Annotated in this window: 23 protein-coding genes; 12 read left to right on the forward strand and 11 right to left on the reverse strand. The window is 64.2% G+C overall.

All coding sequences use genetic code 11. From position 1 onward, the window contains the following. Position 1 precedes the first annotated feature (1 nt). Entirely contained in the window at positions 2 to 1,618 is a 1,617-nt protein-coding gene (locus ACQP2U_RS41365) for a TerD family protein (protein ID WP_433712591.1), read from the reverse strand. A gap of 33 nt (positions 1,619 to 1,651) precedes the next feature. Then, positions 1,652 to 3,037, reverse strand: a complete 1,386-nt coding sequence (locus tag ACQP2U_RS41370; RefSeq protein ID WP_433712592.1) for a TerD family protein — start codon at positions 3,035 to 3,037, stop codon at positions 1,652 to 1,654. A 183-nt stretch (positions 3,038 to 3,220) separates the two neighbouring features. Between ACQP2U_RS41370 and ACQP2U_RS41375 the strand changes: the two genes are divergently transcribed. The 4 genes from ACQP2U_RS41375 (at position 3,221) to ACQP2U_RS41390 (ending at position 6,174) form a co-directional block, all read left to right on the forward strand. Continuing rightward, positions 3,221 to 3,844: an AIM24 family protein gene (locus ACQP2U_RS41375; RefSeq protein WP_062981783.1), complete on the forward strand. Its 624-nt coding sequence runs from the start codon at positions 3,221 to 3,223 to the stop codon at positions 3,842 to 3,844. Positions 3,845 to 3,854: 10 nt separating this feature from the next. Then, on the forward strand, positions 3,855 to 4,550 hold the full coding sequence (locus ACQP2U_RS41380) for an AIM24 family protein (RefSeq protein WP_433712593.1): 696 nt from the start codon (positions 3,855 to 3,857) through the stop codon (positions 4,548 to 4,550). 3 nt (positions 4,551 to 4,553) lie between these two features. After that, positions 4,554 to 5,321, forward strand: a complete 768-nt coding sequence (locus tag ACQP2U_RS41385; RefSeq protein ID WP_433712594.1) for an AIM24 family protein — start codon at positions 4,554 to 4,556, stop codon at positions 5,319 to 5,321. Positions 5,322 to 5,427: 106 nt separating this feature from the next. Further along, entirely contained in the window at positions 5,428 to 6,174 is a 747-nt protein-coding gene (locus ACQP2U_RS41390; RefSeq protein ID WP_433712595.1) for a hypothetical protein, read from the forward strand. A 45-nt stretch (positions 6,175 to 6,219) separates the two neighbouring features. On the opposite strand, the gene ACQP2U_RS41395 is transcribed toward ACQP2U_RS41390, so the two are convergent. The 7 genes from ACQP2U_RS41395 to ACQP2U_RS41425 all read right to left on the reverse strand — a co-directional run bounded on the left by ACQP2U_RS41395 (position 6,220) and on the right by ACQP2U_RS41425 (position 13,362). Then, entirely contained in the window at positions 6,220 to 7,083 is an 864-nt protein-coding gene (locus ACQP2U_RS41395; protein WP_433712596.1) for an LLM class F420-dependent oxidoreductase, read from the reverse strand. Further along, complete coding sequence (locus ACQP2U_RS41400) at positions 7,080 to 7,436, reverse strand: MerR family transcriptional regulator (RefSeq protein WP_397030909.1); 357 nt, start codon at positions 7,434 to 7,436, stop codon at positions 7,080 to 7,082. Before ACQP2U_RS41400 ends, ACQP2U_RS41395 begins: the two co-directional genes overlap by 4 nt. A 66-nt stretch (positions 7,437 to 7,502) precedes the next feature. After that, positions 7,503 to 8,345 (reverse strand): HAD family hydrolase, encoded by an 843-nt coding sequence (locus tag ACQP2U_RS41405; RefSeq protein WP_433712597.1) that lies wholly within the window; start codon positions 8,343 to 8,345, stop codon positions 7,503 to 7,505. Next, a complete protein-coding gene (locus ACQP2U_RS41410) occupies positions 8,345 to 9,454 on the reverse strand; it encodes a cysteine protease StiP family protein (RefSeq protein ID WP_433716773.1) in 1,110 nt (369 codons plus the stop codon). Before ACQP2U_RS41410 ends, ACQP2U_RS41405 begins: the two co-directional genes overlap by 1 nt. Before the next feature lie 50 nt (positions 9,455 to 9,504). After that, positions 9,505 to 10,887 carry a phosphoribosyltransferase family protein gene (locus tag ACQP2U_RS41415; RefSeq protein WP_433712598.1) on the reverse strand — a complete coding sequence of 461 codons (1,383 nt, stop codon included), beginning with the start codon at positions 10,885 to 10,887 and terminating at the stop codon, positions 9,505 to 9,507. Further along, complete coding sequence (locus tag ACQP2U_RS41420) at positions 10,884 to 12,095, reverse strand: HpcH/HpaI aldolase/citrate lyase family protein (RefSeq protein ID WP_433712599.1); 1,212 nt, start codon at positions 12,093 to 12,095, stop codon at positions 10,884 to 10,886. The genes ACQP2U_RS41415 and ACQP2U_RS41420 overlap by 4 nt, the downstream gene beginning before the upstream one ends. 49 nt (positions 12,096 to 12,144) lie before the next feature. Then, positions 12,145 to 13,362, reverse strand: coding sequence for a hypothetical protein (locus ACQP2U_RS41425; protein WP_433712600.1), 1,218 nt, complete (start codon positions 13,360 to 13,362; stop codon positions 12,145 to 12,147). A 144-nt stretch (positions 13,363 to 13,506) separates the two neighbouring features. On the opposite strand from ACQP2U_RS41425, the gene ACQP2U_RS41430 reads away from it, so the two are divergent. Beyond that, positions 13,507 to 14,082: a TerD family protein gene (locus tag ACQP2U_RS41430; RefSeq protein ID WP_397030917.1), complete on the forward strand. Its 576-nt coding sequence runs from the start codon at positions 13,507 to 13,509 to the stop codon at positions 14,080 to 14,082. A 209-nt stretch (positions 14,083 to 14,291) separates the two neighbouring features. After that, on the forward strand, positions 14,292 to 15,401 hold the full coding sequence (locus ACQP2U_RS41435; protein WP_433712601.1) for a DUF475 domain-containing protein: 1,110 nt from the start codon (positions 14,292 to 14,294) through the stop codon (positions 15,399 to 15,401). A 69-nt stretch (positions 15,402 to 15,470) separates the two neighbouring features. Here the strand turns inward: ACQP2U_RS41435 and ACQP2U_RS41440 are convergent, their stop codons facing one another. Next, the gene (locus ACQP2U_RS41440; protein WP_433712602.1) at positions 15,471 to 16,388 is read right to left on the reverse strand and encodes a DMT family transporter; all 918 of its coding nucleotides are present in this window, start codon (positions 16,386 to 16,388) and stop codon (positions 15,471 to 15,473) included. 90 nt (positions 16,389 to 16,478) lie between these two features. On the opposite strand from ACQP2U_RS41440, the gene ACQP2U_RS41445 reads away from it, so the two are divergent. Beyond that, complete coding sequence (locus ACQP2U_RS41445) at positions 16,479 to 17,015, forward strand: CGNR zinc finger domain-containing protein (protein WP_433712603.1); 537 nt, start codon at positions 16,479 to 16,481, stop codon at positions 17,013 to 17,015. An 89-nt stretch (positions 17,016 to 17,104) separates the two neighbouring features. Here the strand turns inward: ACQP2U_RS41445 and ACQP2U_RS41450 are convergent, their stop codons facing one another. Beyond that, on the reverse strand, positions 17,105 to 18,496 hold the full coding sequence (locus tag ACQP2U_RS41450; protein WP_433712605.1) for a hypothetical protein: 1,392 nt from the start codon (positions 18,494 to 18,496) through the stop codon (positions 17,105 to 17,107). A gap of 179 nt (positions 18,497 to 18,675) precedes the next feature. Between ACQP2U_RS41450 and rpsF the strand changes: the two genes are divergently transcribed. The 5 genes from rpsF (at position 18,676) to ACQP2U_RS41475 (ending at position 24,192) form a co-directional block, all read left to right on the forward strand. Next, positions 18,676 to 18,963: a 30S ribosomal protein S6 gene (gene rpsF / locus ACQP2U_RS41455; RefSeq protein ID WP_040697500.1), complete on the forward strand. Its 288-nt coding sequence runs from the start codon at positions 18,676 to 18,678 to the stop codon at positions 18,961 to 18,963. 84 nt (positions 18,964 to 19,047) lie between these two features. Further along, positions 19,048 to 19,587, forward strand: a complete 540-nt coding sequence (locus tag ACQP2U_RS41460; protein ID WP_397030926.1) for a single-stranded DNA-binding protein — start codon at positions 19,048 to 19,050, stop codon at positions 19,585 to 19,587. Between the two features lie 88 nt (positions 19,588 to 19,675). Further along, entirely contained in the window at positions 19,676 to 19,927 is a 252-nt protein-coding gene (rpsR, locus tag ACQP2U_RS41465) for a 30S ribosomal protein S18 (protein WP_040697505.1), read from the forward strand. A 16-nt stretch (positions 19,928 to 19,943) separates the two neighbouring features. Beyond that, positions 19,944 to 20,396: a 50S ribosomal protein L9 gene (rplI, locus tag ACQP2U_RS41470; protein WP_433712606.1), complete on the forward strand. Its 453-nt coding sequence runs from the start codon at positions 19,944 to 19,946 to the stop codon at positions 20,394 to 20,396. A gap of 697 nt (positions 20,397 to 21,093) precedes the next feature. Next, the gene (locus ACQP2U_RS41475; RefSeq protein WP_433712607.1) at positions 21,094 to 24,192 is read left to right on the forward strand and encodes a replicative DNA helicase; all 3,099 of its coding nucleotides are present in this window, start codon (positions 21,094 to 21,096) and stop codon (positions 24,190 to 24,192) included. Positions 24,193 to 24,293: the final 101 nt, after the last annotated feature.

The following is a 24,293-nucleotide window of genomic DNA, read 5'->3' on the forward strand; positions in this document are numbered from 1 at the left end:
GTCAGCTGGTGCGCAGAAAGCGCGCCTGCCTTGCCGGTTCCCGCGGCAGCAGATCCAGATCCAGCTGCCATGCGCTGCCGGTCCACGGATCGAACAGCGGAGTGCCGTCCACCGTCGGCAGATGACGGCAGGACTGGGACAGCATCGCGACCGTGCCGTCGCTGGACTCGGATTCGTCGGTGCCGACGATCACCGTGGACAGTCCGATCAGATCGCCGCGCACCAATAGCGTCGCGATGCGGCGGGCATCCGCGCTCTGGTATCCGTGCGGGAAGTCCGCGGCGAGCAATACCCTGTGCTCGGTCGGTGGCGTGAAATTCCCACTGGAATAAGCCAATTCGGCCAGATCAGCAGCCTCGACCAGGGTCTGCAGCCGCGCCGAGATATCGGCGAAATCGGTGATCGGCGGACCGTTGAGCACCGGGGTCAGCGGACCGACGAGTTGGCTGAACGCGCCGGTCAGATCGATCATGTCGACCAGGGTGCGCCGACCGGGATCGGCCGCGAGCAGCCGCGCGAGCACCGCACCGACGACCGGGGTCGCCGCGGCCGAAGATTCGGTATCGATCCACAGCGGGCGGGTCAGCGGCACCGGCACGCAGTATGGAATGCGCAGCGACCCACGCTCATCCGCGTAGAGCTCACCGAGTCGGATGCCGTCGCTCGGCGTCGGCGCTGCGTCCCAGGCCGGCGAATCCCAGGACGCGAGTGACGGCGGCAGTTGCCGATCGGCGTCGGCGAGTTCGCGCATGAGTGCCTCGCTATCGCGAAGGTGGTTCCCCTCCGCGGTGGCGATCAGATCGTCGCAGCGACGCTGTGCGGCCTGCCTGGCCTCCTCGGCGGCCGGGGTGTTCCTGGTCGCCGGATCCGAAACCGCCGCGGACAGTTCCTGATCCAGCCGCTGCATGGCGTAGTCGCGCGCGGAGATGAGCGCGGCGGCCGAGCGCGCGGCATCCTCGAAGATCATCCACAGGCGTTCGAGTCCGTGCGCGACCTCGAGCGGCGCCGGGTCGGCGGCCCGGGACTCGCCGGGACCGCTGATGGTGTCCTGGCCGCTGGCCCGGCCCGGATTTCCGACCGGTTCGGCGCCCCGCAGATCGGCGGGGCTGTGTTGCCCGGACTGCGGTGTCGCCGGTTCGTCGATCTCGACGCCGTGCGCGGTGAGCAGTACGGCGAGCCCACCGGCATAGCCCTGTCCAACCGCACGCAACTTCCACTCCGAGCCGCGCCGATACACCTCGAGGCAGATCAGCGCGGTCTCGCCCGCGGACGGATTGATCGCGAATTCCGCTGTGGCGATATCGTTTACCGCTAGTTCCGCGGTGACCTCGCCGAGTCCACCCGGTTGCCCGGGCGCGGCCGGATCCGCGCTGACCACCAGCAGTACCGCTTTGGCATCGGATCGCACCTCGGCGAGCCGGATGGTCACGCCGTCCTCGGCCAGGGTCACCCCCGCGGTCTCGGTCTGGTTGTAGAACACGAAATCGCCGGTCTCGAAGACCCTTAAATTCTCCGCCACCACCAGCGCCGAAACATCCAGGGCAGCCCTGGCCTTCGCGCTGAATCGAACGACATCGCCGGTCAGCAGCATATTCTGACCGGCCTTCAGCTGAATCACGTTGTCCGCCCCGTTATTTCGTGCAGTTATCGCTCAATTACCCAGGAATCGGCCCAGCTGTGGCACCGCCTCACCGGGATGTTTGGCCTGGAAGCCCTCGCCGAGTGCCTGCAACTTCCAATCGTTGCCGACCCGGAACAGTTTGGCCATCGCCATCGCGGTGAACGGCATACCGCCTGCCATGGTGTACCTGGCCAGCTCGCCGTTGTTTGCGCCATCGACCAAGCGGCAGAACGCATTCTGGACTTGTTCGAAGGTGTGGCCCTTATAGGAGGTCACGATGAACACCAGGGTGCTGACATGCGCCGGGATGCGGGTCAGGTCGACCAGGATCACCTCGTCGTCACCCTCGCCCTCACCGGTGAGGTTGTCACCCTGGTGCCGAACCGAGCCGTCCTTGGAGGTCAGCTGGCCGTAGTAGGCGACATCCACCACGTTCATATCGGCGAACATCACCACCGACGCGTCGAGGTCGATATCGACGGTCCGGTTGCCGAACATGCCGCGGCTGCGCACTGGATCCCAGCCCAGACCCATCTTCACGAAGGTCAGTGCGGCGCCGCCCTCCTTACGCAGGGTGACCCGCTGCCCCTTGACCAGGCTGACCGGACGATCCTTGCTCAGGCTGACCTCGCTGGGCGGCTGCTGCTGCGCGGCGGGCTGGGCAGGCGGCGGATAGCCCTGGCCCGGTCCGGGCTGAGCTGGCGGCGGGTAACCACCGGGTCCGGGCGGCGGCGGATAACCCTGACCGGGCGGCGGATAACCGGGCCCGCCCTGCGGGTAGCCCTGCTGTGTCGGCGGGGACTGCGGCTGCTGCTGCGTCGGATACGCGGGCTGGGGCGGCGGCGGGTAGCCCGGTCCTGGCTGAGCGGGCTGGTAGGACGGAGGCGGCGGAACCTGCGTCGCGGCCGGAGACTCGTCGACGGTGACACCGTGATCTGTGACCAGCGCCGCGAAACCACCCGCGTAGCCCTGGCCGACCGCGCGGACTTTCCACTCACTCTGCCGCCGGTACAGCTCGAGCGCGATCACGATCGACTCGGTGTTCAAACCGTCGATGCGGTACTCGTACAGCTGATTACCCGCCGAATCCGACACGATCGCGGTCGGCGCGGGAAACCGGCCGAAATTGCTGGTTGCATCGTCCAGGGTGATCACCGCGCGGATCTGCGCGATATCCGCGGGCACCGCATTCAGCGAGACCGCCAGTGACGCAGGCTGCCCGGCCGGCGCGGGCTGTAGGTTCACCCCGGGGCCATTGGGCTGATTGAAGAAGACGAAGTCCGCATCGGAGCGGACCTTCCCCGACTCGGTGACCAATAGCGCGGAAAGATCCGCGGGTGCGGTCAGCTGGACGGAGATCACCACGTCATTGACGGCCAGCGGGCCATTCTGACCCTTGGCGAGTGTTGCGGACAAGTTCGACCCTTCGCTTGTCGGTGCGTACGGTGCCACTCTACGAGAAACGTGCCGCACACGATTCGAAGTAACTCCTCGCCGTGGCCCGTACGGGTACTCCAAGATCGGTTAGGGTGGCGAAACGCGGTCGGAATGGCGGGCGATATACCCGTGTTCCCCTACCAGACAGCAGGCAAACTCCCTATGGCGCAACTGTTCGAGCAATCGAAAAAGGTGATCGAGGCACACCTCGCCGGATCGAGTATCCGGGCGATTTCCGGCTCGATGGTCGCCTACGAAGGAAATGTGCAGTTCAAATCGGCCGGTTTCGGCGGCGGCGACGGCGTACTCGCCGGGCTCAAGCGCCGCGCCACCGGCGAGAAACTGTCACTGATGGAATGTAGCGGCAACGGCCGGGTCTTCTTCGCGGTCAACGGTCAGCACGTGACCGTGGTGAATCTGAATAACGAGACCCTGCAGGTCGAATCGCAGCAGTTGCTGTGCTTCGCCGGAAACCTGCGCACCGACGTGCGTTTCGCCGGTCTGCGCGGTGCGTCCTCGGGTGCTGGTCTGTTCACCACCACGGTGACCGGACAGGGACAGGTGGCACTGCTCTCGGCGGGCGGTCCGCTGATCCATCTGGAGGTTTCGCCGCAGTATCCGCTGATCGTGGATCCGGATGCCTTCGTGGCCTGCCGCGGCAATCTCAATCAGTCGTTCGTGACCGATGTTTCGTGGCGCACCTTCGTCGGCCAGGATGCCGGGGAGGCGTTCTCGCTGCGCTTCGACGGTCAGGGCCTGGTGTTGATCCAACCGGCGGAACGGTAAGGGGCCAGCGATGTTCGAGAAGGTGAACGGCAAGGTCGTCAAGGTCAATGTCGGGATGGCGGGCGGTGTGGTCGCGCGCAACGGCGCGATGCTGTTCTACACCGGCGATATTTCCTTTGCGCCGCATCAGATTCCAGGAGCCGCACCCGGCATGGGCGGCGGCGGCATTATGCGGATGGCGGGTCGGATGATGGCCGGTGAGCACGAGCGCACCATGTTGGCCACCGGTCATGGGGAGGTGCACTACGGGTTCGCCGGGCTGGAAGTACATGTGGTGCAGATGCAGCCGGGCGCGGTGCTGCGCGTCGAGGCCTCGCGGCTGCTGGCCAATACCGCCGCGCTGCAGAGTTCGATTGTGTCGGTGATGAGTTCGGGCGGCGGTGGCGGCGGCGGGCTGATGGGTGCGTTGCGCGGCGCGGCCAGTGGTGCGCTGACCGGTCAGGGCATGTTCACCACGCAGCTGTCCGGACAGGGCGCGGCGGTGCTGCTGGCACACGGCGGATTCCTGGAGTTGCCGGTGGGCGGGCCGAATCCGATCGTGGTGGACCCGCAGGCCTTCGTAGCCGCCTACGGCAATGTACAGACCGAGTTGAAGACGGCATTGAGCTGGCGCGATGCGGTGGGTCGCGGTTCCGGTGAGGCGATGCAATTGCATTGTGTCGGACAGGGTGTCGTTTACGTGCAGGCCTCGGAAGAGAAGTTGTGAATCATGACCGATATCTTGAATCCGCTGAATCTCGGTGAGAGCGACAATCTTCCGGGCAACAGCTACGCCTACTGCATCGACCTGAACAAGCCGTGGTTCATGCGCAAGGGCGCGATGATCGCCTACTACGGCGATATGCGGTTCCAGATGCTCACCCACGGATTGCAGGGTGGGCTGCTGCAGATGGTCTCGCAGCAGTTCTCCGCCCCGCTGTTCACCGGCGACTATGTGATCGCGGAGGGCCACGGCAAGCTGATCATCGGCGACCGCGGTTACGACATCAATTCCTATGACCTCGAAGACAACGGCAACCTGACCATCCGCGCCGCGAATCTGCTCGCCTTCGAGCCCGGACTGTCCCTTAATCAGTCCATCGTCCCGGGATTTCTGACCCTCATCGGCACCGGCAAATTCCTTGCCTCCTCCAATGGCCCGGTCATGTTCGCCGAACCGCCGCTGCGCGTCGATCCGGAAGCCCTTGTCGGCTGGGCGGATTGCCCGTCCCCCAGCCACCACTACGACCAGCGCTGGGTCTCCAGCTTCCTGGCCGCCGGTGCGGCGCGGTTCGGGGTGAACTCCGGTGAGGAGCGCCAGTTCGACTTCACTGGTGCCGGAACGGTTCTCATCCAGTCCAGTGAGAAGATCCTCAGCGATTCCGCGCTGGTCCGCACCATCGAGGGGCAATTGCAGAGCGGTGTGACCGTCGGCGGCCTACAGCGATTGCAGGGCATCATCGCCCAGCAGTTGGGGGCTCAACAGCAAAATTACTGATCCGGATGACCTGAGGATCATTCCCGGGGTCCTTCCTTCGGCGGACTCGGCAAGCCCGGACCGGCGAATAGCTTCCCAACAGTAGGCATAGTGTTGGGAGGCACTCATGGGTATCGGACTCGTGATCGCGATCGTCGCGGTCATCGCGCTGGTGGTGAAGCGGTTCTACGGCGAACCGATGAATGCCCGCGATACTTTCGGACCACCGGTCATCCTCTTGGCGATCGGCATATACAGCCTCACCAAGATCGCCGACCTCAACGGTACCGATATCACCTGGCTGATTATCGGCGGCGCCGTCGGTCTCGCCTTCGGCGCCCTGCGCGGCACCACCATCGGCATCTTCACCCGCGACGGCCACCTGTGGCAGCGCTACACGGTACGCACCGTGATCGTCTGGGCCGTATCGATGACCGCGGGCTTCGCCATCAGCGCCCTAGGCACCACCATGGGCATGCACCACGACGCCCGCCCCACCACCCTGTCCATCGGCATCAGTATGGTCGGTGAAATGCTCACCCTCGGTGTGCGCGCCTTCTCCACCGGAGTCCCGTTCGCCCCCGACAAGACCTCGTCCGGCTCCCTACTCGGCCGCTTCGCGCCACCGGCAACGCCGAAATCCGCGCCGGAACTCCCCTTCCCGACGAACCCCTCTTACCGCCGCCCGGACCGCCCCGCGACGGAGGGCCATCCCCCGGCACCGAAACATCTGTATCCCAACCCGTCTCACCCCGAACCCGACGCCGCGGCCAACCCGTCCGCTTCAAACCACCCCTACCAACCGCCCCGCCTCGATCACTCCCCGACCCTCCGCGAAGCCCTCGATTGGCTCAACCGCACCCGAAACCGCTGACCTCGTTCTCATCACGTGACCGGAAGGCGCTGGCGGGCTTGCCCGTCAGCCCTTCGCTGTGAGCCCGAAACGCTCTGCGAACGCCGACATTTCGTCGAACTGCACGGCCTGGTCAGTGGCGGTAGCGCCGACAATGATTCGGGTCACGCCTTGTGCGGCAAATCCGTCGACCCGATCCTGCGGCATATCGATCGATCCCCATCGGGTGTATTCCAGTATGGCCGGATCTCGGCCCGCCGCAACGGCGGTGGACTTCGCCAGATCCCACTGGTGCGCACGTTCGGCGGGCATCAGCATCCCGCCCGGGAAGTATCCATCGCCGCGTCGTCCCACCCGCCGCGCCGCCGCCCGACTCGATCCGCCGATATGGATCGGCAATTGGTCTCCACCATGGGGTTTCGGGTATACGCACAGCTTGTCGAACGAAAAGAATTCGCCGTGGAAGTCGACACCATCCGCACCGCCGCCCCACAGCAGGCGCAGTACATCGATCGCCTCTTCGGTTCGACGACCACGGGATGCGAAGTCCACCCCCACCGCAGCGGCCTCACCCGGCAAGGTGCCGAGTCCGACTGTCAGCAAACGCATTCGTCCCTTGGACAGCACATCGATGGTCGCCAGCCGCTTGGCGAGTACCACCGGATGGCGATACGGCAGCAGCAGCACTCCGGTGCCCAACAGGATCCGGTCCGTTGCCGCGGCGACGAAACTCAGACAATCGAGCGGATCGGGAAACGGCAGTGTCGGTGGCATTTCGTACTCGCCGACCACCGCACCCGGATAGAGCGCGATATGATCCGGCAGGTAGATCGACTCGAACCCGCATGCCTCGGCGTGTTGCGCGAACGCCGTCAGCCGATCCGGATCGCTACCGTAATACGGTGTACTGTAATTGATTCCGAATTTCATCGGGACACCGCCGCCGCGTCGAGCTGGTCGCGCAGTTGCGCTCGCACCGCATGCAACCGATCGATGGCGGCCTCGACTTCGTCGAGTTTGCGCCGCAATGTCGCCACCGAATCCGGGCAGACATCCCCTGAGGTATTTCCGGCACGGATGCACGCGACGAACGGGCGGATATCGTCGAGATCGAAGCCCACGTCGAGCAGCCTCCGGATCTTGTGGACGACCTGCAGTTCCGACTCGTCATAGACGCGATACCCATTGGTGCAGCGCCGCGCCCGCACCAAGCCGTGCTCCTCGTAGTAGCGCAGCGTCCTGGTACTCGTCCCCACCCGCTCGGCCAGCTCACCGATCAGCATTCGACCTCCTTCACAACCCGTCGGGACAACGCTAAACCTTGTCGCCGGTGTCAAGGCAAGGGTCGGCTACGCGGCTTCCGGTGCGGCCTTGATGAACCAGTTGATGATTTCCTCGCCCGCGAGAATTCCGGAGGCGCGGGTGACGGTGAGGTTGGGGTGGGTCCAGTTGAGTTGTTCGAGTTCGCCGTGGCGCGGACGGATGGCCGAATCCGCGGTGCGCAGCATTTCGGCGTCCAGGGCGCCGTCACCTGCGGCGAGAGTCATGGACGCATCGGTGAGTTCACCGTTTTCGACCAGGCGACGGCGGACTTCCCGCACCGCATGACTCTTACAGACGGCCAGGGGCATCGTGTAGATCTTGCGGCCCTGCTGGGAAACGGACCAGCCGCGCGGGCGGCACCACGCATCCCATTCGGCGAGGAAGCCATCGGGTACTTCCTTGGGCTTCACCACCAGGTAGGTGAACAGATGATCGGCGACCCGGAATTTGGTGACCCAGGAATCGTCGATCCGCGCACGCAGTTCGGTATTCACCTCCGACAATGTCGCGCCACTTGCCCGCACCTGCGCGTCGATATCGATGCGCCAGCGCATATCCGGCACACCGTCGACCAGGATGTTCCCGCCATTGCTCGTGATCGCATATCGCCAGGGTGCGCCGGGCAATTGGATACGTTCGAACTGCTTGATGGTCCGAGTGGTGGTGGGTATGACGGCGGCGGGTTCGGTCAAGGTCTGCATACGCAGGGCGGCAGTGGTGGTCATGAACGACAGCGGCGCGCCCTCGAGGTGTTCCACACACACCATCGGCACGTCGGCCGTGGCGTGGAAAGCGTTGCGCGAGTAGATCATCGTTCGGTCCAGATCGGTGGCGATCAGAGCGCGTCTTCGTAGTTTTCGCAAATGCATTATTGCTGTACGTCCTTGATCAATCCCATGCACGAATAGGCCAGGTCCGCTACGACCTCGACCGGAACACCGCGGGCCGCGGCGAGCAGACGGATATGCGCGTGCTCCGGTGCGTCCGCCGCACGCACCAGCACCCGCCACGGCAGCCGCCGCAGCAACACCCGAGTCGTCTCGCCGACACCGGGTTTCACGAAATTCACGCTGGCTACGCCGTATTCCTCCCGGACCTTGTCGACCGAGGCCCAGCCAGCCCAGGTCGGTGTCCGGTCCTCGGCGAGCACGGCGGCCAGTTCGGCGGGCACGCGATCCCGGATCGCGTCGAAGGCGGCGCTCACGGTGTCGAGCAGGCGACCGGAAACATCGTCGGCCGCCAGTTCGCGGTAGAACTTCGCACCGTGGAAATCGCCGGGACCGATCAGCGTGTCATTGAGCACCGTGCGCGAAATCAGCCCCGACACTGTCGAATTCAGGCAGGCGGAGGCAATCAGAAAATCGTCTCTAGTGCCGTAGGTGCGCACGCAATGTCCCGGGTCGGCGAGCACGGCGAGCTCGTCATTGAAGCGGGCGCCGCCCATGGCGTGGTACGCGTCGAGCGCTTCGGTGAGTTCCCGAGTAATGGCACCTTTACCGGTCCAGCCGTCGATGAACACCACCGAGGCCGGATCATGGTGGCGGGCAAGATAGTCCAATGCGACCGCGTCGATACCGCGATCGCGCACGATGGATACCGCATAGTGCGGCACCTCGAGACTTCGAGACCGCAGCCAGCGGCGCATGAGAATTCCGATCGGCGTACCCGCTCGCGCCAGAGAAACCAGCACGATATCGGTACCGCGTTCGGCGACAACGAGTTCAGATACCGTCGCAACGGCGAGCGCGAGCCGCTCGGCACTTTCGGCCAATACCTCGTCGAACAGCGAACGATATGTGGCATCGGGCTGATATTCGATCGGCAGCGATTCCGCATAATGCGCGGCACCGGACTGGATCCGACGTTCCCGCTCGGCCACATCGGCCTCGAGGTCGACCTCGGACAGATCCTTCAGCAGCCAGGAAACCTCCTCGGCCGCATACGATCCGAATGCCGGTCCGTGCAATGGAACGGGCAGGTCCAAGGCGGATTGCGGTGAGATATTCGATTCCGGCACAGCGTTCGACCTCATAACACCCTCTGTTCGGGATCGGTTCGTTCCGCGCGCAAAATCCGCGGATCCGCACCTGGAAGCACCGCGAGTACGACATCGTCACCGGATGCCGTCAGCACATCGATCAGCCCGCCTTCGGCGCGCAGTTCATCGGTGTCGGCAGGTGCATCTATGACGACAACCAGCACCGGATCGACGCGGACCGACCGCACACCAACGGCCCCAGCCAGCGCCACGGTCTCGCCCAGCGCCGCAAGTTCGGAAAGCGCATCCTCGATCCAGTGCGCGTTGTACAGATAACGCGGTTCCGCCTCACCGGCTTCGGGCGCGGTGAACCGAAACCCGCGCCGCAGCGGATACCCGGGCTCATCCAGCACATACGCGGGCGAGCGGGTCGTCGTCTGAAACCGCGTCGGAATGCCGGCATCGGCAAGTTCGGCCGCCAACCGCAGCGGCAGATACATCAGCTCTTCGTGTCCGAGCACAATCGCGGGCCGACCGGCGAAATCGTCGGCGAGCCGAATCCGCAACGCCTCGGCGGCGCGCAGCAGCGCCGCCTCGAACGCATCACTATCGGAACGCAAAATGCCGTGCCGACCCCCCTCAGGAACCGAAGCAGGCCAAGGTAACTCGATACGATCGAATGAACCGCGTTGCGCTGCAGTGGGATTCAACGCCGGATCCGGCATGGATGACACCGTCTCGACCAGATCCTGCGGCAGCAACGTACGTCCGGAAGCCAGACACACCGTGTCGATCCGCGCACCCAACTCCTCGGCCGCCGCCTCGAACCGCGCCCGGTCGCCCTCGGTCCGCATATCCACCAGCGACGCAAGCACATAGTGCGCGCGCGGGGAAAACGCGTGCAATGCCCGAACCGCATCGATCGCCGTATCACCGGTGGAGATCTCGTCGTCGACGAGTACCAGTGGCAGATCGTTGACGAAGATATCCGCGGGTGCGGGCTGCAGCAGATGTGAGGTGGCGTGCGAATGGCCCTCCTCGAAGCCAGTCAGAGTAGTCGCATCGGGCACCTCGCGACGGGTCGAATGCAAATAGCATCCGGCGCCGATCCGCGCGGCCACACAATGCCCCAAACCCGTTGCGGTCTCGGCGAATCCGAGCACCACCGCCTCGCGATCGGCCAGCACGTCACGCACCAGATCGCCCAGTCGATTGCCCGCACCGAGCACAACCCGCGGATCCGTCGGCAGATGTTTCCCCAGAACCGTCGAAACCAGCAGGTGCGCGCGCCGTGGATTACGCCGCAACCCCGGCTGAATCAAGGTGGCGATGGGCAATTCGGCGGGCAGCACGTCAACCGACCCGCCCCCATGCGAGCGCTCGTGCCGCAACTCGATACCCAAATTCGTTGTCGCCCAGGGGTCGATACTCATTCAGTTACCAACGCTGTCAATAGATCCACGAACGAAACACCCTTATTCGCGACACCGAAAACCCGCGCCCGCAGCAGCGTCTGACGTGCCCAACTGCGATGCGGCCGCATCTCGTTCATCTTGTTCCGATATCCGGACGCCGCCACCCCGCCGACATCGACCTGCAGAATGTCGAGCGCATCCGAATACTCCTCATGGGTCACCACCGATAGCGCGTGCACGGCCGCGACATGCGACGGATGAATGACCGTCTTGCCCTGCATCCCATTGGCCCGGTCGAGCGTGATCTCCCGTAGTAGCCCGTCCAGATCGCGACTGACCAGATAGCGCCGGAACGGCACCGCATCGGACTCCTCGAACGGCGCGGTACGCAGCAGCGGCCGGAACATCCGCTCGTGGTCGGCGAAGTATTCCCAGACCGGCCCGGTGATCACGAAACCCGTACCGTCGGAACGCCCCAGGTAATTCACGATATCGGCGATGACATCCGCGACCACCCGCACGTCGTAGATGGTCAGATCCCGGTCACGCCGAATGCCGAAGGTCGAGCACATATCCGTCGCACCGATGCGTACCGCGAGTATCCGCTCCCGATACTCTCCCAACAGCGACGCGATCTGGGTCAGCTCCTGATCCCGGGTCTGGCGATGCACCAGCGCGGGCGATTCGAGCACGGGCATGCCGTATACCGGCCTGTTCAACCGTTCGGCGGCCGCCTCGAGCGCGGCGAGATATTTCGGGCCGCTCGCACTGTCGAATTTCGGAAAGACGAAGCCGGTCAGTGCCATCGCACCGGTACCGAGCTGTTCGACGATTTCGGTCACGGTGTCGGCATCGCGGACCCGGACGAACAGCAGCGGATTCGGATCCTGGCTGTCGGCAAGTAGATTCAGCGTCTCGACGGTCTGTCGTTTGGCGAATTCCACCTCGTGGTCGGCGACGGCGTCCTCTAGGTCGATGACCATCGAGCACACACCGCGGGCGGCTCGCTTGCTTATCGTCGGCGCGAGGTCGGCGCGGGTCGCCGGCGCATACAGCGTGGCGCCGAGCGCGAACGCCAGAATTTCCCGATCGGCATCTTCGCCGAACGGTTCCGGTTGTCTATGGAACAGGCGCCGCGCCTCCGGGCCGTGCAGCTGGCGAAAATGGCGCAGCGGCAATTGCTTTCGCAGGGAAACCCGTTGCTGGACGACGATGCTCGCGGTCATCGCTTCGCTGTCCTCATCCCTGATGGCGGTGGCCGCATAAACTCTGGCCTCATTCTCGTCGTGGTCCTGCTTGCTTTCTCATTCGATCCACTACCCCGGCTACGAACTCCGCGACGGTATCCAATTCGGCCACATAGGCCCAGTAGTCGGGATGGCGCCCCGACAGGTTTTCGGTGATTCGATCGATCCGGTCCACCTGTGCGTCGAGCACAGATCCCCATTCGCCGACGAGCCCGCGGCTCACCGCGAGCATTTGTGCGTCCCGCAGCCGAAATCGTACGGCCTTGGCCTTCTCTTGCGGATTCTCACGGACCTCGCGCAGCAATGTCAGCCGTTTGATGACGGCGTCGATCAGATGTTCGGCCTCGGTGAGGTATCCCCGTGCGGATGTGGTCAGATCAAGTGCAGACTCCGGATTGTTTTCGGCCGCCGCCGCACGCGCCCGTACCAGGGCGGCATCCGCGGCATTGATGGCCTTCTTGCTTTCCGGCCCATTGTTAGCCAGATCCGCCGAACTCGCAGCATTGAATTCGCGCAGCATCTCCGAGTAGGCCGGAGCCACCCGCTCGCCGCGGGTGCGCACCGCGGACAATCTGGTGGCCACCGAGGTAATCGCATTGGCCGCCGCCGCGGCCCGAGATGGCGCCTGCGCCAATGCTTCTGCCAGCACTTTCGTCTCCGATTCCAGGCGGCTGGCGGCTTCCCGGATACGCACGGCGGGCACCTCGGAACCGAGCGCCTCTAGTGTGAGCAGCGCCTCATCGACCGCCGCCGCATGCTGGCGCAGCGAGGGGTAGCCAGCGTATTCGGATTCGGCGGCCTGCCTGCGCACACCCGCCGCCGCGATCTTCACCTGCCGCGCGAATTGCGGCACCGTGCCGAGCACCGCGACGGCATTTTCGAGCTGAGGCTGATTACCGCGATAGAACTCGTCCACCGCCCGGGCCGCGTCGATCAGCTGCCGCACCAGGATGTCCACCCGCGGCTGGCCCTGCGCCACCGGCGTGTCGTCGCGCTCTGCGTTATCCAGTTCCTCGGTGAACGTCAGATATGCGCCCGCGGCGTCATAGCATCTGCTGCGCACGGGTTCCCATTTCGCGCTCATCCGTCGCTCCGGGAAGACCTGTTCGCAGGCGTGCACCGCAGTCTCGGCCGCACTCTGGCGCTGATCCATATCCAGGAACGCGGCCGCCAGTGCGGACCGCGCCTGTGCAATCCATTCATTGTTCCCGGACGAACGGAACCATCCGCGCCTACGGCCTGCCACGCCCCGATGTTAGGCGGTGGACCGGTCCGCCGGGGATGCAGCAGTTCCTACGCAAGATTGCCGAAACCTACTACTGTCGTAAGGCGTACCCGGCGATTCGGACAATGCTGGGAACCACAGACGTCTATTGAAAGGGAACCCCGCATGGGTGTCAGTTTGTCCAAGGGCGGCAATGTCTCGTTGACGAAGGCGGCGCCGAACCTTACCGCTGTCTCCGTCGGGCTCGGGTGGGATATTCGTACGACCACCGGCACCGACTTCGATCTGGATGCCAGTGCGATCGCGACCGGTGGGGACAAGAAGGTCGTGTCCGACAAGCACTTCATCTTCTTCAACAACCTCAAGTCGCCCGAGGGCTCCATCGAGCACCTCGGCGACAACCTGACCGGTGAGGGCGAAGGCGATGACGAGGTGATCAAGGTCGACCTGGCCAACACTCCGCCGAACATCGAGAGCATCTTCTTCCCGGTCTCGATCTACGACGCGGACACCCGTCAGCAGTCCTTCGGCCAGGTGCGCAACGCCTACATCCGCGTTGTCGACCAGGCCAACGGCACCGAGCTGGCCCGCTACGACCTGTCCGAGGACGCCTCGACCGAGACGGCCATGGTCTTCGGCGAGCTGTACCGCAACGGCGCCGAGTGGAAGTTCCGCGCCATCGGCCAGGGCTACGCCTCGGGCCTGGCGGGTATCGCCCGTGACTACGGCGTGAACGTCTAAGACGTACTTATCTGTACAGGGGGCTCGGCGACGGGCCCCCTGTACGCATGTCCGCGGAACGATTCGCCTCGCCGCTCCGTTGGACAATCGACGGTTCCGCGGCCACGCTGGAACCATCATCGCGACCGCGGGTTGGTTCGGCCCTCGGGTTACATCGGCAAAGGCGCGCTCGGACAGACATTCGACCGCCGCACGGAAAGGGTCTCCGCGTGGTCCTGCGCATATTCGGCATGTCCATCGTTGTCACGGTGATATCACTGCTCGTGGCATTCCTCTATGGGGGGCCGACCGCGCTGGCCTTGGCCGCCATCCTCGGCGTCCTCGAGGTCTCGCTGTCGTTCGACAATGCGGTTATCAACGCCACCGTGCTCGAGCGGATGAACGAGTTCTGGCAACGGATCTTCCTCACCGTCGGCGTGATCATCGCCGTATTCGGCATGCGGCTGGTCTTCCCGTTGGCGATCGTCTGGATCACCGCGGGCCTGAACCCGGTGAAGGCGTTCGACCTGGCACTGAACCCGCCCGCCGATGACGCGCTGGTCTTCCCGGACGGCAGCCCCAGCTACGAGAAGCTGCTCACCGACGCACATCCGCAGATCGCCGCATTCGGCGGCATGTTCCTGCTGCTGCTGTTCCTGAACTTCATCTTCGAGGAACGCGAGACCACCTGGCTGTCCTGGCTGGAGAAGCCGCTGGCCCAGCTCGGCAAGCTGGACATGCTCTCGGTCGTCGTCGCGAGCGTCGGCCTGGTTCTCACCGCGGAATTGATCGCTGGTGACGAAGAGCGCGCCACCGTCCTGGTCGCAGGTTTGCTCGGCATGATCACCTACATCGTGGTCGACGGTCTCGGTTCGCTGTTCCACACCGAGGAGTTCGAGGAATCCGCGGACGGCGGACCGTCGCAGCTGGTCAAGGCCGCGGGCAAGGCGGCGTTCTTCCTCTTCCTGTACCTCGAGGTGCTCGACGCGTCGTTCTCCTTCGACGGTGTCATCGGCGCCTTCGCCATCACCTCCGACCCGATCATCATCGCGCTCGGCCTCGGTCTGATCGGCGCCATGTTCGTCCGTTCGATCACCGTGTACCTGGTGCGCAAGGGCACGCTGTCGGAGTACGTGTACCTGGAGCACGGCGCGCACTGGGCGATCGGCGCGCTGGCGGTCATCCTGTTCTTCTCGATCGGCGTGCACATCAATGACATCGTCACCGGCCTCGTCGGCGTGGCGTTCATCGGCGCGGCGTTCATTACCAGCATCATCCGGAATCGGCGCGAGGACACCGACGAAGTGGAAAGTGCGCGAGAGGCCACCCCGGTGGCCTGAATTCCGGCGGAGAACTCGAGCGGCAGCGGCATCCGGCCGCTGCCGCTTCTGGTTTGACAACTGGGCAACTCAACGCACGAGCACGGGCTGTCGCTGTTCGATAAGCGTCGAGCGACGCGAGGCGAACACCATACCGATCAGTCCGACACCGAGTCCGGCGGCGGCCAGCGGCCGCAGCGGCTGATCGATGAACAGCCAGGCCAGCACGGCCGTGACCGCGGGCGTCGCGAAGAATAAACGCCCGACTCGGGTTGCCGCCCAACGCTTCAGCATCGCATTCAACAATAGGAATGCGACCATCGAATTGACCAGCACCATCCAGGTGAGCGATTGCGCGAACCGCGCCGCATCCCAGATATGCAATTGGCCGGTGCCCCAAGCCAATATGCCAGCGACGGGTGCGCTCACGGCCATGTGAATGGCCGTGGTGGCGCGCGAATCGACCTGCGGCACAAAACGTTTTTGATAAATTGTGCCGACACTGAGGCCGAGCAAGCCGACCACGCACAGCAGCAGACCGACCAGTGACATGCTCGACTGGTCGAGTACGGCCAAGCCGACGCCGACACCACCGATGCCGAAACCGAACCACTGTCGCGCGGTGACGGTTTCGCCGATGAACCCGGCCAGCAAGGCGATGACGACCGGATTGAGTCCCTGCACCAGTGCGATGATGGCGGCCGAGACGTGCAGGCTCATCGCGGTGTAGAACGCACCGAACTGCACGATCTGCATCAGCAGACCCGCGATGACGACATGTTTGAGTTGGGCGGCGCTCGGCCAACTCGCGCGAATCACGCTGGCGTACACCGCGAGCAGTACCGCGGCGATGCCGAAGCGCGCGAACAGCACCATCATCGGCGGTGCCGCGCCGACGCCGATGACTCCGGCGATGAAGGCGCTGCTCCACAGTACGACGAACAGTGGTTGCATGCCCGCCGCCAGGGATGGTTTGCCGGTCGCTCGAAACAGCGGGTCCAAGTTCACGTGCTCTCCTCGATCACCGGATAACCATCCAAGGCGGTTACTACCGTCGCATTGAAGTAAGTAACCTGTCAAGGCGGTTACTATGAAAGGGTGTTCACCTTCGTGAGCGGCAACCTCGCCCTGGACTTCGCAGGCACGGTCAAGGCCCGTGCCACGACATTCGACGACTTGCTCACCACCGCGGCGGATCTGGACGAGTGGCTGCTCGCCGCCGACCTACTCGACACCACCCCGCACTGCGATGCCGCGACACTCGACCTTGCCGTGCGCCTGCGCGAGGCCGCCTACCGACTGGCCTCGGCGGCGGTCCACGGCGAACCGTTCGCGGATGTGAACCGCGAGATCGTCAACGAGCTGGCGAGCCGAGACTTGCCCCGGCTGACATTACGATCCGACGCTACGATCACGCGCCACGGCGGTCCGGATGCGGCACTGGCCGCGATCGCCCGGTCCGCGATCGAAATGCTCGGCGGGCCGGAGCGGGGGTTGATCAAGGAATGCGGGCGCGACGAGTGCACTCGGCTGTATCTCGATACCTCACGTGGGAAGTCGCGACGCTGGTGCGATATGACCATCTGCGGCAACCGCGCCAAGAGCGCGGCATTCCGTGCCAGACATACCGATTGATCCGGCTGATCGTCGCCTCGGCCGCCTCGGAGATCGACCATCGACTCTGCATCCGCACAGGTGGTCAGCACCAGCACAGCGGTGATGTACTAGGCGACCGGGACGAGGCTGCCGGGGGCGAACCGCGGTATCGGCGGAGGCACGAGTCGGGTTCCGCGTGGTCTCGCACGCACGAACAGGAAGAAGAACACCAGCAACAGCGCGGCTCGTCCCCATACACCGAATTGCACGACGTTCTCCATCGAATCCACCGAGTTGCCGGATCCGATCGAATAGAAATACCGGAATACGCCGATCCCGATCGCCGCATCAGCGATCAGATAGGCACCGATCGCCGCCCACGGCACCTCGAGCAAGACCATGAACGGCACCAACCACAGCGTGTATTGCGGCGAATGCACCTTGTGGAACAGCAGGAATCCGCACAGCATCGCGCCGCTGACCCCGATCCACGGAAAGGTGCCGGTCATCGTGAATCGCTTCCAGCCCAACCACATCGCCAGTACGAAGGAGGTCAGCACCAACGTCGGCGACGCGATGGACACCGCGTGCTGAAATGCGCTCTCGCCATTGGCGTCCTGACCGAACAGCTGCCGAAGCCCCCAGTACCAAATGGAATTGGTGGTGATATCGGCCTGGCGCAATTGCTGAAAAGTGATCGATGCGCGCCAGCCGTCGTAACCGGCGAGCGCGAACGGCAGATTCACCACGACCACTGTGCCGACGGCCGCGGCCGCGGTCAGCAGCGCACCGCGCACATCGAACCGGGTCGGCGTCGGATCATCCATCTCGCGTTGACCACCGGTGAGTACATAAGCGAGCAGCGGCAGCACGAAAATGCCCGGGTACAGCTTGAGGCAGAATCCGAGACCGAGCAGCACAGCGGCCAGAATTCCTCTGGTACGCAATGAATATCGGGTCAGGGCGGTCACCACGTACACCGCGGCGACCGCCATGCAGACCACCGGTAGCTCCCAGTTGTGGAATGCGTAGAGCACCAGCGGCGGCCCGGCCGCCCACAGCAGCGCCGCCCGCCCCGCCAGCCGGACCAGCAGCCAGGCGGTCAACAAAGCGAACGGCGCCAACAGCAATGCCGAATGCAGCAGGAATTCCGCGTCGTTATCGGCGCCGACCGCGCCGAGCCACATCAGCACACCGCTGAGCACCGGATATTCGACCGCGCCACCGGTCAGCGTGCCGTCATTGGTAATGCCGCCATCGAGATACGGAAATACGTGCTGATCGATATCACGGCCGAGCCAGAGGAATTGGATATCGGAATAACAGACATCCGAATCCTTGATCACATCGAAGATCGCACTGCGACCGTTCTCGGCGAACGGCGCACCCGCGCACCGCGCCTTGTTCGCATAGGCGAGCGCCAGCATGAGCCCGCACAGCAACACCACCACCGCGGCCAGCGCTGTGCTGCGCTGCACGCGGCCCGCGAGCGAGTCGCTGGCGGCCAGTCCGGTCGACATGACGACCAGCCTAGGTGGCCGACGCAGACAACGCCCGCGCTCCCCCGCCTCCGGTAATCGAGGGGGAGATTTCGCTGCTCAGCAGGCGTTCATGTAGCCTTGTCGGGTTGCTGACGCAACGACCCTCCTGCCACGGACCGTCCGTGGCCGTTTCCTAGTCCACAGGAGGTGATTGGTCCGTGCGTCATTACGAAGTGATGGTTATCCTCGATCCGAGCCTGGACGAGCGCACCGTTGGTCCGTCGCTGGACAACATGCTGAGCGTCGTCAAGACCGATGGCGGCAAGGTCGACAAGGTCGACATCTGGGGCCGCCGCCGGCTCGCCTACGAGATCGCCAAGCAGGCCGAAGGCATTTACGCCGTGGTCGATCTGACCGCCGAGCCCGCCACGGTGAGCGAGCTCGACCGCCAGCTGGGTCTCAATGAGTCGGTGCTGCGCACCAAGGTTCTGCGCCACGGCAAGTGACTCTCGATTGCGTCGGTGCCTGTCTCTAGGCTCTAGCGCAAAAGCGAGTGCACTGCGGACTGCATACCGAGCAGGAGGAACCACATGGCAGGCGACACGGTCATCACCGTCATCGGAAACTTGACGGCCGATCCCGAACTTCGATTCACGCCCGCGGGCGCTGCGGTGGCGAATTTCACCGTCGCATCGACTCCCCGCGTGTTCGACCGTAATTCGAACGAATGGAAAGACGGCGAAGCGCTTTTCCTGCGCTGCAACATCTGGCGTGAAGCTGCGGAGAATGTCGCCGAAAGCCTGACCCGAGGCGCCCGTGTGATCGTGAGCGGACGACTGAAGCAGCGCTCCTACGAAACCCGCGAGGGTGAGAAGCGCACAGTCGTTGAGCTCGAGGTCGACGAGGTCGGTCCCTCGCTGCGCTACGCCACCGCGAAAGTCGCCAAGGCCAGCCGCGGCGGCGGGGGCGGCGGCGGCTTCGGTTCCGGTTCCAGTGGCGGCGGGGGCAACTTCGCTCCGGCCGGTGGTGGTGGCGGCAGCCGTTCCGGCGCCGACGACGACCCGTGGGGCAGCGCACCCGCGGCAGGCTCCTTCGGGGGCGGCCGCGTAGACGACGAACCGCCGTTCTGAGAACGGCTCACATCGGCCTGAATGTTGTCGTAGCGACTGCTTGCAGGTCGCTCGAAACGATCAGCCCATCATTGATTACGGAGTAACCATGCCTAAAGCGCCCGCGCGCGAAAAGGTGCTGAAGAAGAAGGCTTGCACCTTCTGCAAGGAAGCCAAGTCCGGCACCGTCAATATCGATTACAAGGACACCGCCCTGCTGCGGAAGTACGTCAGTGATCGCGGCAAGATCCGCGCTCGCCGGGTCACCGGCAACTGCGTGCAGCACCAGCGCGACGTCGCCGTTGCCGTGAAGAACTCGCGTGAGGTGGCCCTGCTGCCCTACGTGTCGACGGCTCGCTGAGAAGGGAGACATCGCAATGAAGTTGATTCTTACTGCTGATGTGGACAACCTCGGTGCCCCCGGTGACACCGTGGAGGTCAAGGACGGCTACGGCCGCAACTACCTGCTGCCGCGCGGTCTGGCGATCGTTGCCACCCGGGGCGCACAGAAGCAGGTCGAGGGCATCCGTCGAGCCCAGGACGCGCGCAAGGTGCGCGACCTGGATCACGCCAACGAGCTGAAGCAGGCCATCGAGGGCTTGGCGGCGGTTTCGCTGTCGGTCAAGACCGCTGGCACCGGCAAGCTCTTCGGTTCGGTCACCCAGTCCGACGTCGCCACCGCGATCAAGTCGGCCGGTGGCCCGATCGTCGACAAGCGCAGCATCGAGCTGCCGAAGTCGCACATCAAGACGGTCGGCAAGCACAACGTCGTGGTGCACCTGCACCCCGATGTGGTCGCGAAGTTCGACCTGCAGGTCGCCGCGAACTGAGTTCATTCGAAGGCCACTCTTGTGTTTCGGCACAAGGGTGGCCTTCGGCTGTGCGGCATCGATCCGATGTGCTGGTTGAGCAGTGCCGTTCGGGAAATAGCCAAATATTTGCGAGATACCCGAGCGGTGATCTGGACCATTCTCGGCAACCCACTGCTATCGGCTCTACCACCGGTTATTCGACTTGTGGATCGCCGAGAAAACCAACCGGGCTCGATGTGATCTACGCCATATCCATCGCACGTGCTGTTTACCCCCAACACGCCCGGCTGTTCATCTAGACCGACACGCCGACACTTCATTCATCCACACGTGGATAGCTTAAGAAATCGATATCTATCAGCGTGTTTGAACGACGTGACCTGGGTTTTCCCCAAGTTGTACACAGGGGGTGCACAACACCAGGTAAACAGTCCCCAACTTATCCACAGGTGTGTGCACATTGCGGTTTGGTGACTGACCATCGCGTCGCCTAGGTTCGTCGCAACATCATGCGCGCACCACCCGGAACGGCATGATTCGGCACCTGCCGCGGCGGTTTGCTGGAACCCCAGGTGAGGCACCTGTAGTGCGGTCGCTAAACCGCGGTGCGCTGCCGAATGTGTCGTAGCCCGGGAGTACAACGAATGATCAATAGGGTCGGCGGGTAGGCGTTTTCGAGCGGCCTGCGAGTGGCGAGAGAGGACGGTCGAGTCTGGTGACCACCACCGATGACCGCGGGCATACGGACTATCCGCCCGAACCGCCCGGTGAGGACTTCGGCAGACAGCCCCCGCACGATATGGCGGCCGAACAGTCCGTGCTCGGCGGCATGCTCCTGAGCAAGGATGCGATCGCCGACGTCGTCGAAGTACTGCGCCCCGGCGATTTCTACCGCCCGGCCCACCAAGCGGTCTACGACACCATCCTCGATCTCTACGGCCGCGGCGAACCCGCCGACCCGGTCACCGTCGCCGCGGGTCTGGACCGACGCGGCGAACTCAAGCGCATCGGCGGCCCGCCCTATCTGGTCACCCTCACCCAGACCGTCCCCACCGCCGCCAATGCGGGCTACTACGCCGAAATCGTTGCCGAGAAGGCGATTCTGCGCCGCCTCGTCGAAGCGGGAACCCGCATCGTCCAGTACGGCTACGCGGGTGCCGACGGCCAGGACATCGCCGAGGTCGTCGACCGCGCCCAGGCCGAGGTCTACGAGGTGACCGAACGCCGCACCACCGAAGACTTCCTTCCGCTCGAGGAACTCCTGCAACCGACGATGGACGAAATCGACTCCATCGCATCGCGCGGCGGCATCTCCCTCGGCGTCCCCACCGGCTTCACCGAACTGGACGAACTCACCAACGGCCTGCACCCCGGCCAAATGATCATCGTCGCCGCCCGCCCCGGCGTCGGCAAGGCTCTGGCCCTAGACACCCCCCTGCCCACGCCATCCGGGTGGACCACCATGGGCGAGATCCGCGCAGGCGACCACCTCCTCGACGCCCAAGGCCGCCCCACTCGCGTCCTGGCCGCCACCGAAGTCATGACCGACCGGCCCTGCTACGAGGTCGAATTCTCCGACGGCACCGTGATCGTCGCGGACGAACAACACCAATGGCTCACCGAATCCGACCTGCACGAGGGCAATCGCGTGGCCGTCCGCACGACCGGCGAGATCGTCCATACCCTGTACGGTCTCGACGGCAGCCTGAACCATGCGGTGCCGGGCACCGCCCGATCGGGCCCCCGACACATCGTGGACGCGCGCAAGATCGATAGCGTGGCGGTGCGCTGCGTCGAGGTCGACAACGCGGAACACCTGTACTTGGCTGGCCCGACGATGCTGCCGACACACAATTCGACGCTGGGCATGGACTTCATGCGCAGCTGCTCGATCAAGCACGGCCTCGCGAGCGTTATCTTCTCGCTGGAGATGAGCCGCACGGAGATCGTGATGCGCCTGCTCTCCGCCGAGGCGAAGATCAAGCTCGGCGATATGCGATCCGGTCGGATGAGTGATGACGACTGGACAAAGCTGGCGCGGCGAATGAGTGAGATCAGCGAAGCGCCACTGTTCGTCGACGACTCACCGAACCTCACCATGATGGAGATTCGCGCCAAGGCGCGGCGGTTGAAGCAACGCCATGATCTGAAACTCGTTGTGGTGGACTACCTCCAGCTGATGACCTCGGGTAAAAAAGTCGAATCACGACAGCAGGAAGTCTCGGATTTCTCGCGAAACCTGAAACTCCTCGCCAAGGAACTCGAGGTCCCGGTAATCGCGATCAGTCAGCTCAACCGTGGTCCCGAACAGCGAACCGATAAGCGCCCCATGGTGTCCGACCTGCGTGAATCTGGTTGCATGCCTGCCTCGACTCGAATTCTGCGCGCCGACACCGGCGGTGAGACCACGCTCGGGGAGTTGCTGGCCAGCGGTGAGCAGCCGCTCGTCTGGTCACTGGACGAGCGAATGCGGATGGTGGCGCGTCCGATGGTGAAGGTGTTCTCGAGTGGTCGCAAGGAAGTGTTCCGGCTGCGACTCGCCTCCGGGCGTGAAGTCGAGGCAACCAGCAACCACCCGTTCCTGACCGTCGACGGCTGGATCGCGCTGGAGAAGTTGGCCATCGGCGATCGCATCGCGACTCCGCGCCGGGTCCCGGAGCCGGTGCACACGACCCGAATGGCGGACGCCGAAGTAATCCTGTTGGCACACATGATCGGCGATGGCTCCTGCGTCGAACGGCAGCCGATCCGCTATGCCAGTATCGATGAGGAGAACCTCGCTGTGGTCACCGAAGCGGCAACGCATTTCGGGGTGACCGCGGTCCGTGACGACTATGCCGCAGCCCGCGTGACAACATTGCGGCTGCGCGCTCCGGGGCGGCTGGCACGCGGCAAGCGCAATCCCATCGCCGCCTGGCTGGACGAACTGGGACTGTTCGGCTTGCGCAGCTACGAGAAGTTCGTTCCCCAGCAGGTTTTCGCCCTCCCCAACGACCAGATCGCGCTTTTCGTGCGCCACCTGTGGGCCACCGACGGCTCGGTCCGCTGGGACGTCAAGGGGCGCCAGGCCCGCGTGTACTACGCATCAACCAGCCGCCGCCTCGTCGATGATCTGACCCAACTCCTGCTTCGTCTGGGTGTGCACGGACGCATCAAGAGGGTGCCCAAGGCGGGTTACCGTGACTGCTGGCACTTGTCCATAGACGGCGCGGACAACCAAACCATCTTCTTGCGTGATATCGGCGTCCACGGTGCCCGGGGACACGCCGCGGAATCGGCGCTGACCGAACTCGAACCGATGGCACGCAACACGAATGTCGACACGGTCCCCAAGGAGGTCTGGACCAAGGTCCGCGATCTGCTGTCGGCAAAGAATATGACCCACCGCGAATTCTCTGCCGCGATGGGCTCACGCTTCTGCGGTTCCGCCATGTGGAAGCGCTCACCCAGCCGCTCCCGCCTGGCCCGAGTCGCCGTCGTCCTCGACGATGCCGACATCGAAATGCTCGCGACGAACGACGTCTTCTGGGATAAGGTCGTCGAAATCACCAGCCTCGGTGAGCAAGATGTTTACGATGGCACGGTTCCTGGGACACATAATTTTCTGGCACAAGGTATTTCGGCGCACAATTCGCTAGAACAAGATGCGGACATGGTGATTCTTTTGCACCGCCCCGACGCATTCGAGCGCGATGATCCGCGCGGTGGTGAGGCCGATTTGATTGTCGGTAAGCATCGTAATGGTCCGACTGCCACGATTACCGTTGCGCACCAACTGCATTTGAGTCGGTTCGTGGATATGGCCCGCGGCTAGGTGGGACAGCTTTCTCGGTCCGACCACCGTTGATTCGGGGCTGATATGGCGCAACGGTGACCGGCCGATCCCTCGCTAAGCTTCGCCCAGGCATCGAGGAC

Origin of the sequence: Nocardia sp. CA-084685 (genome assembly GCF_050955785.1) — a bacterium.
Lineage (GTDB): Bacteria > Actinomycetota > Actinomycetes > Mycobacteriales > Mycobacteriaceae > Nocardia.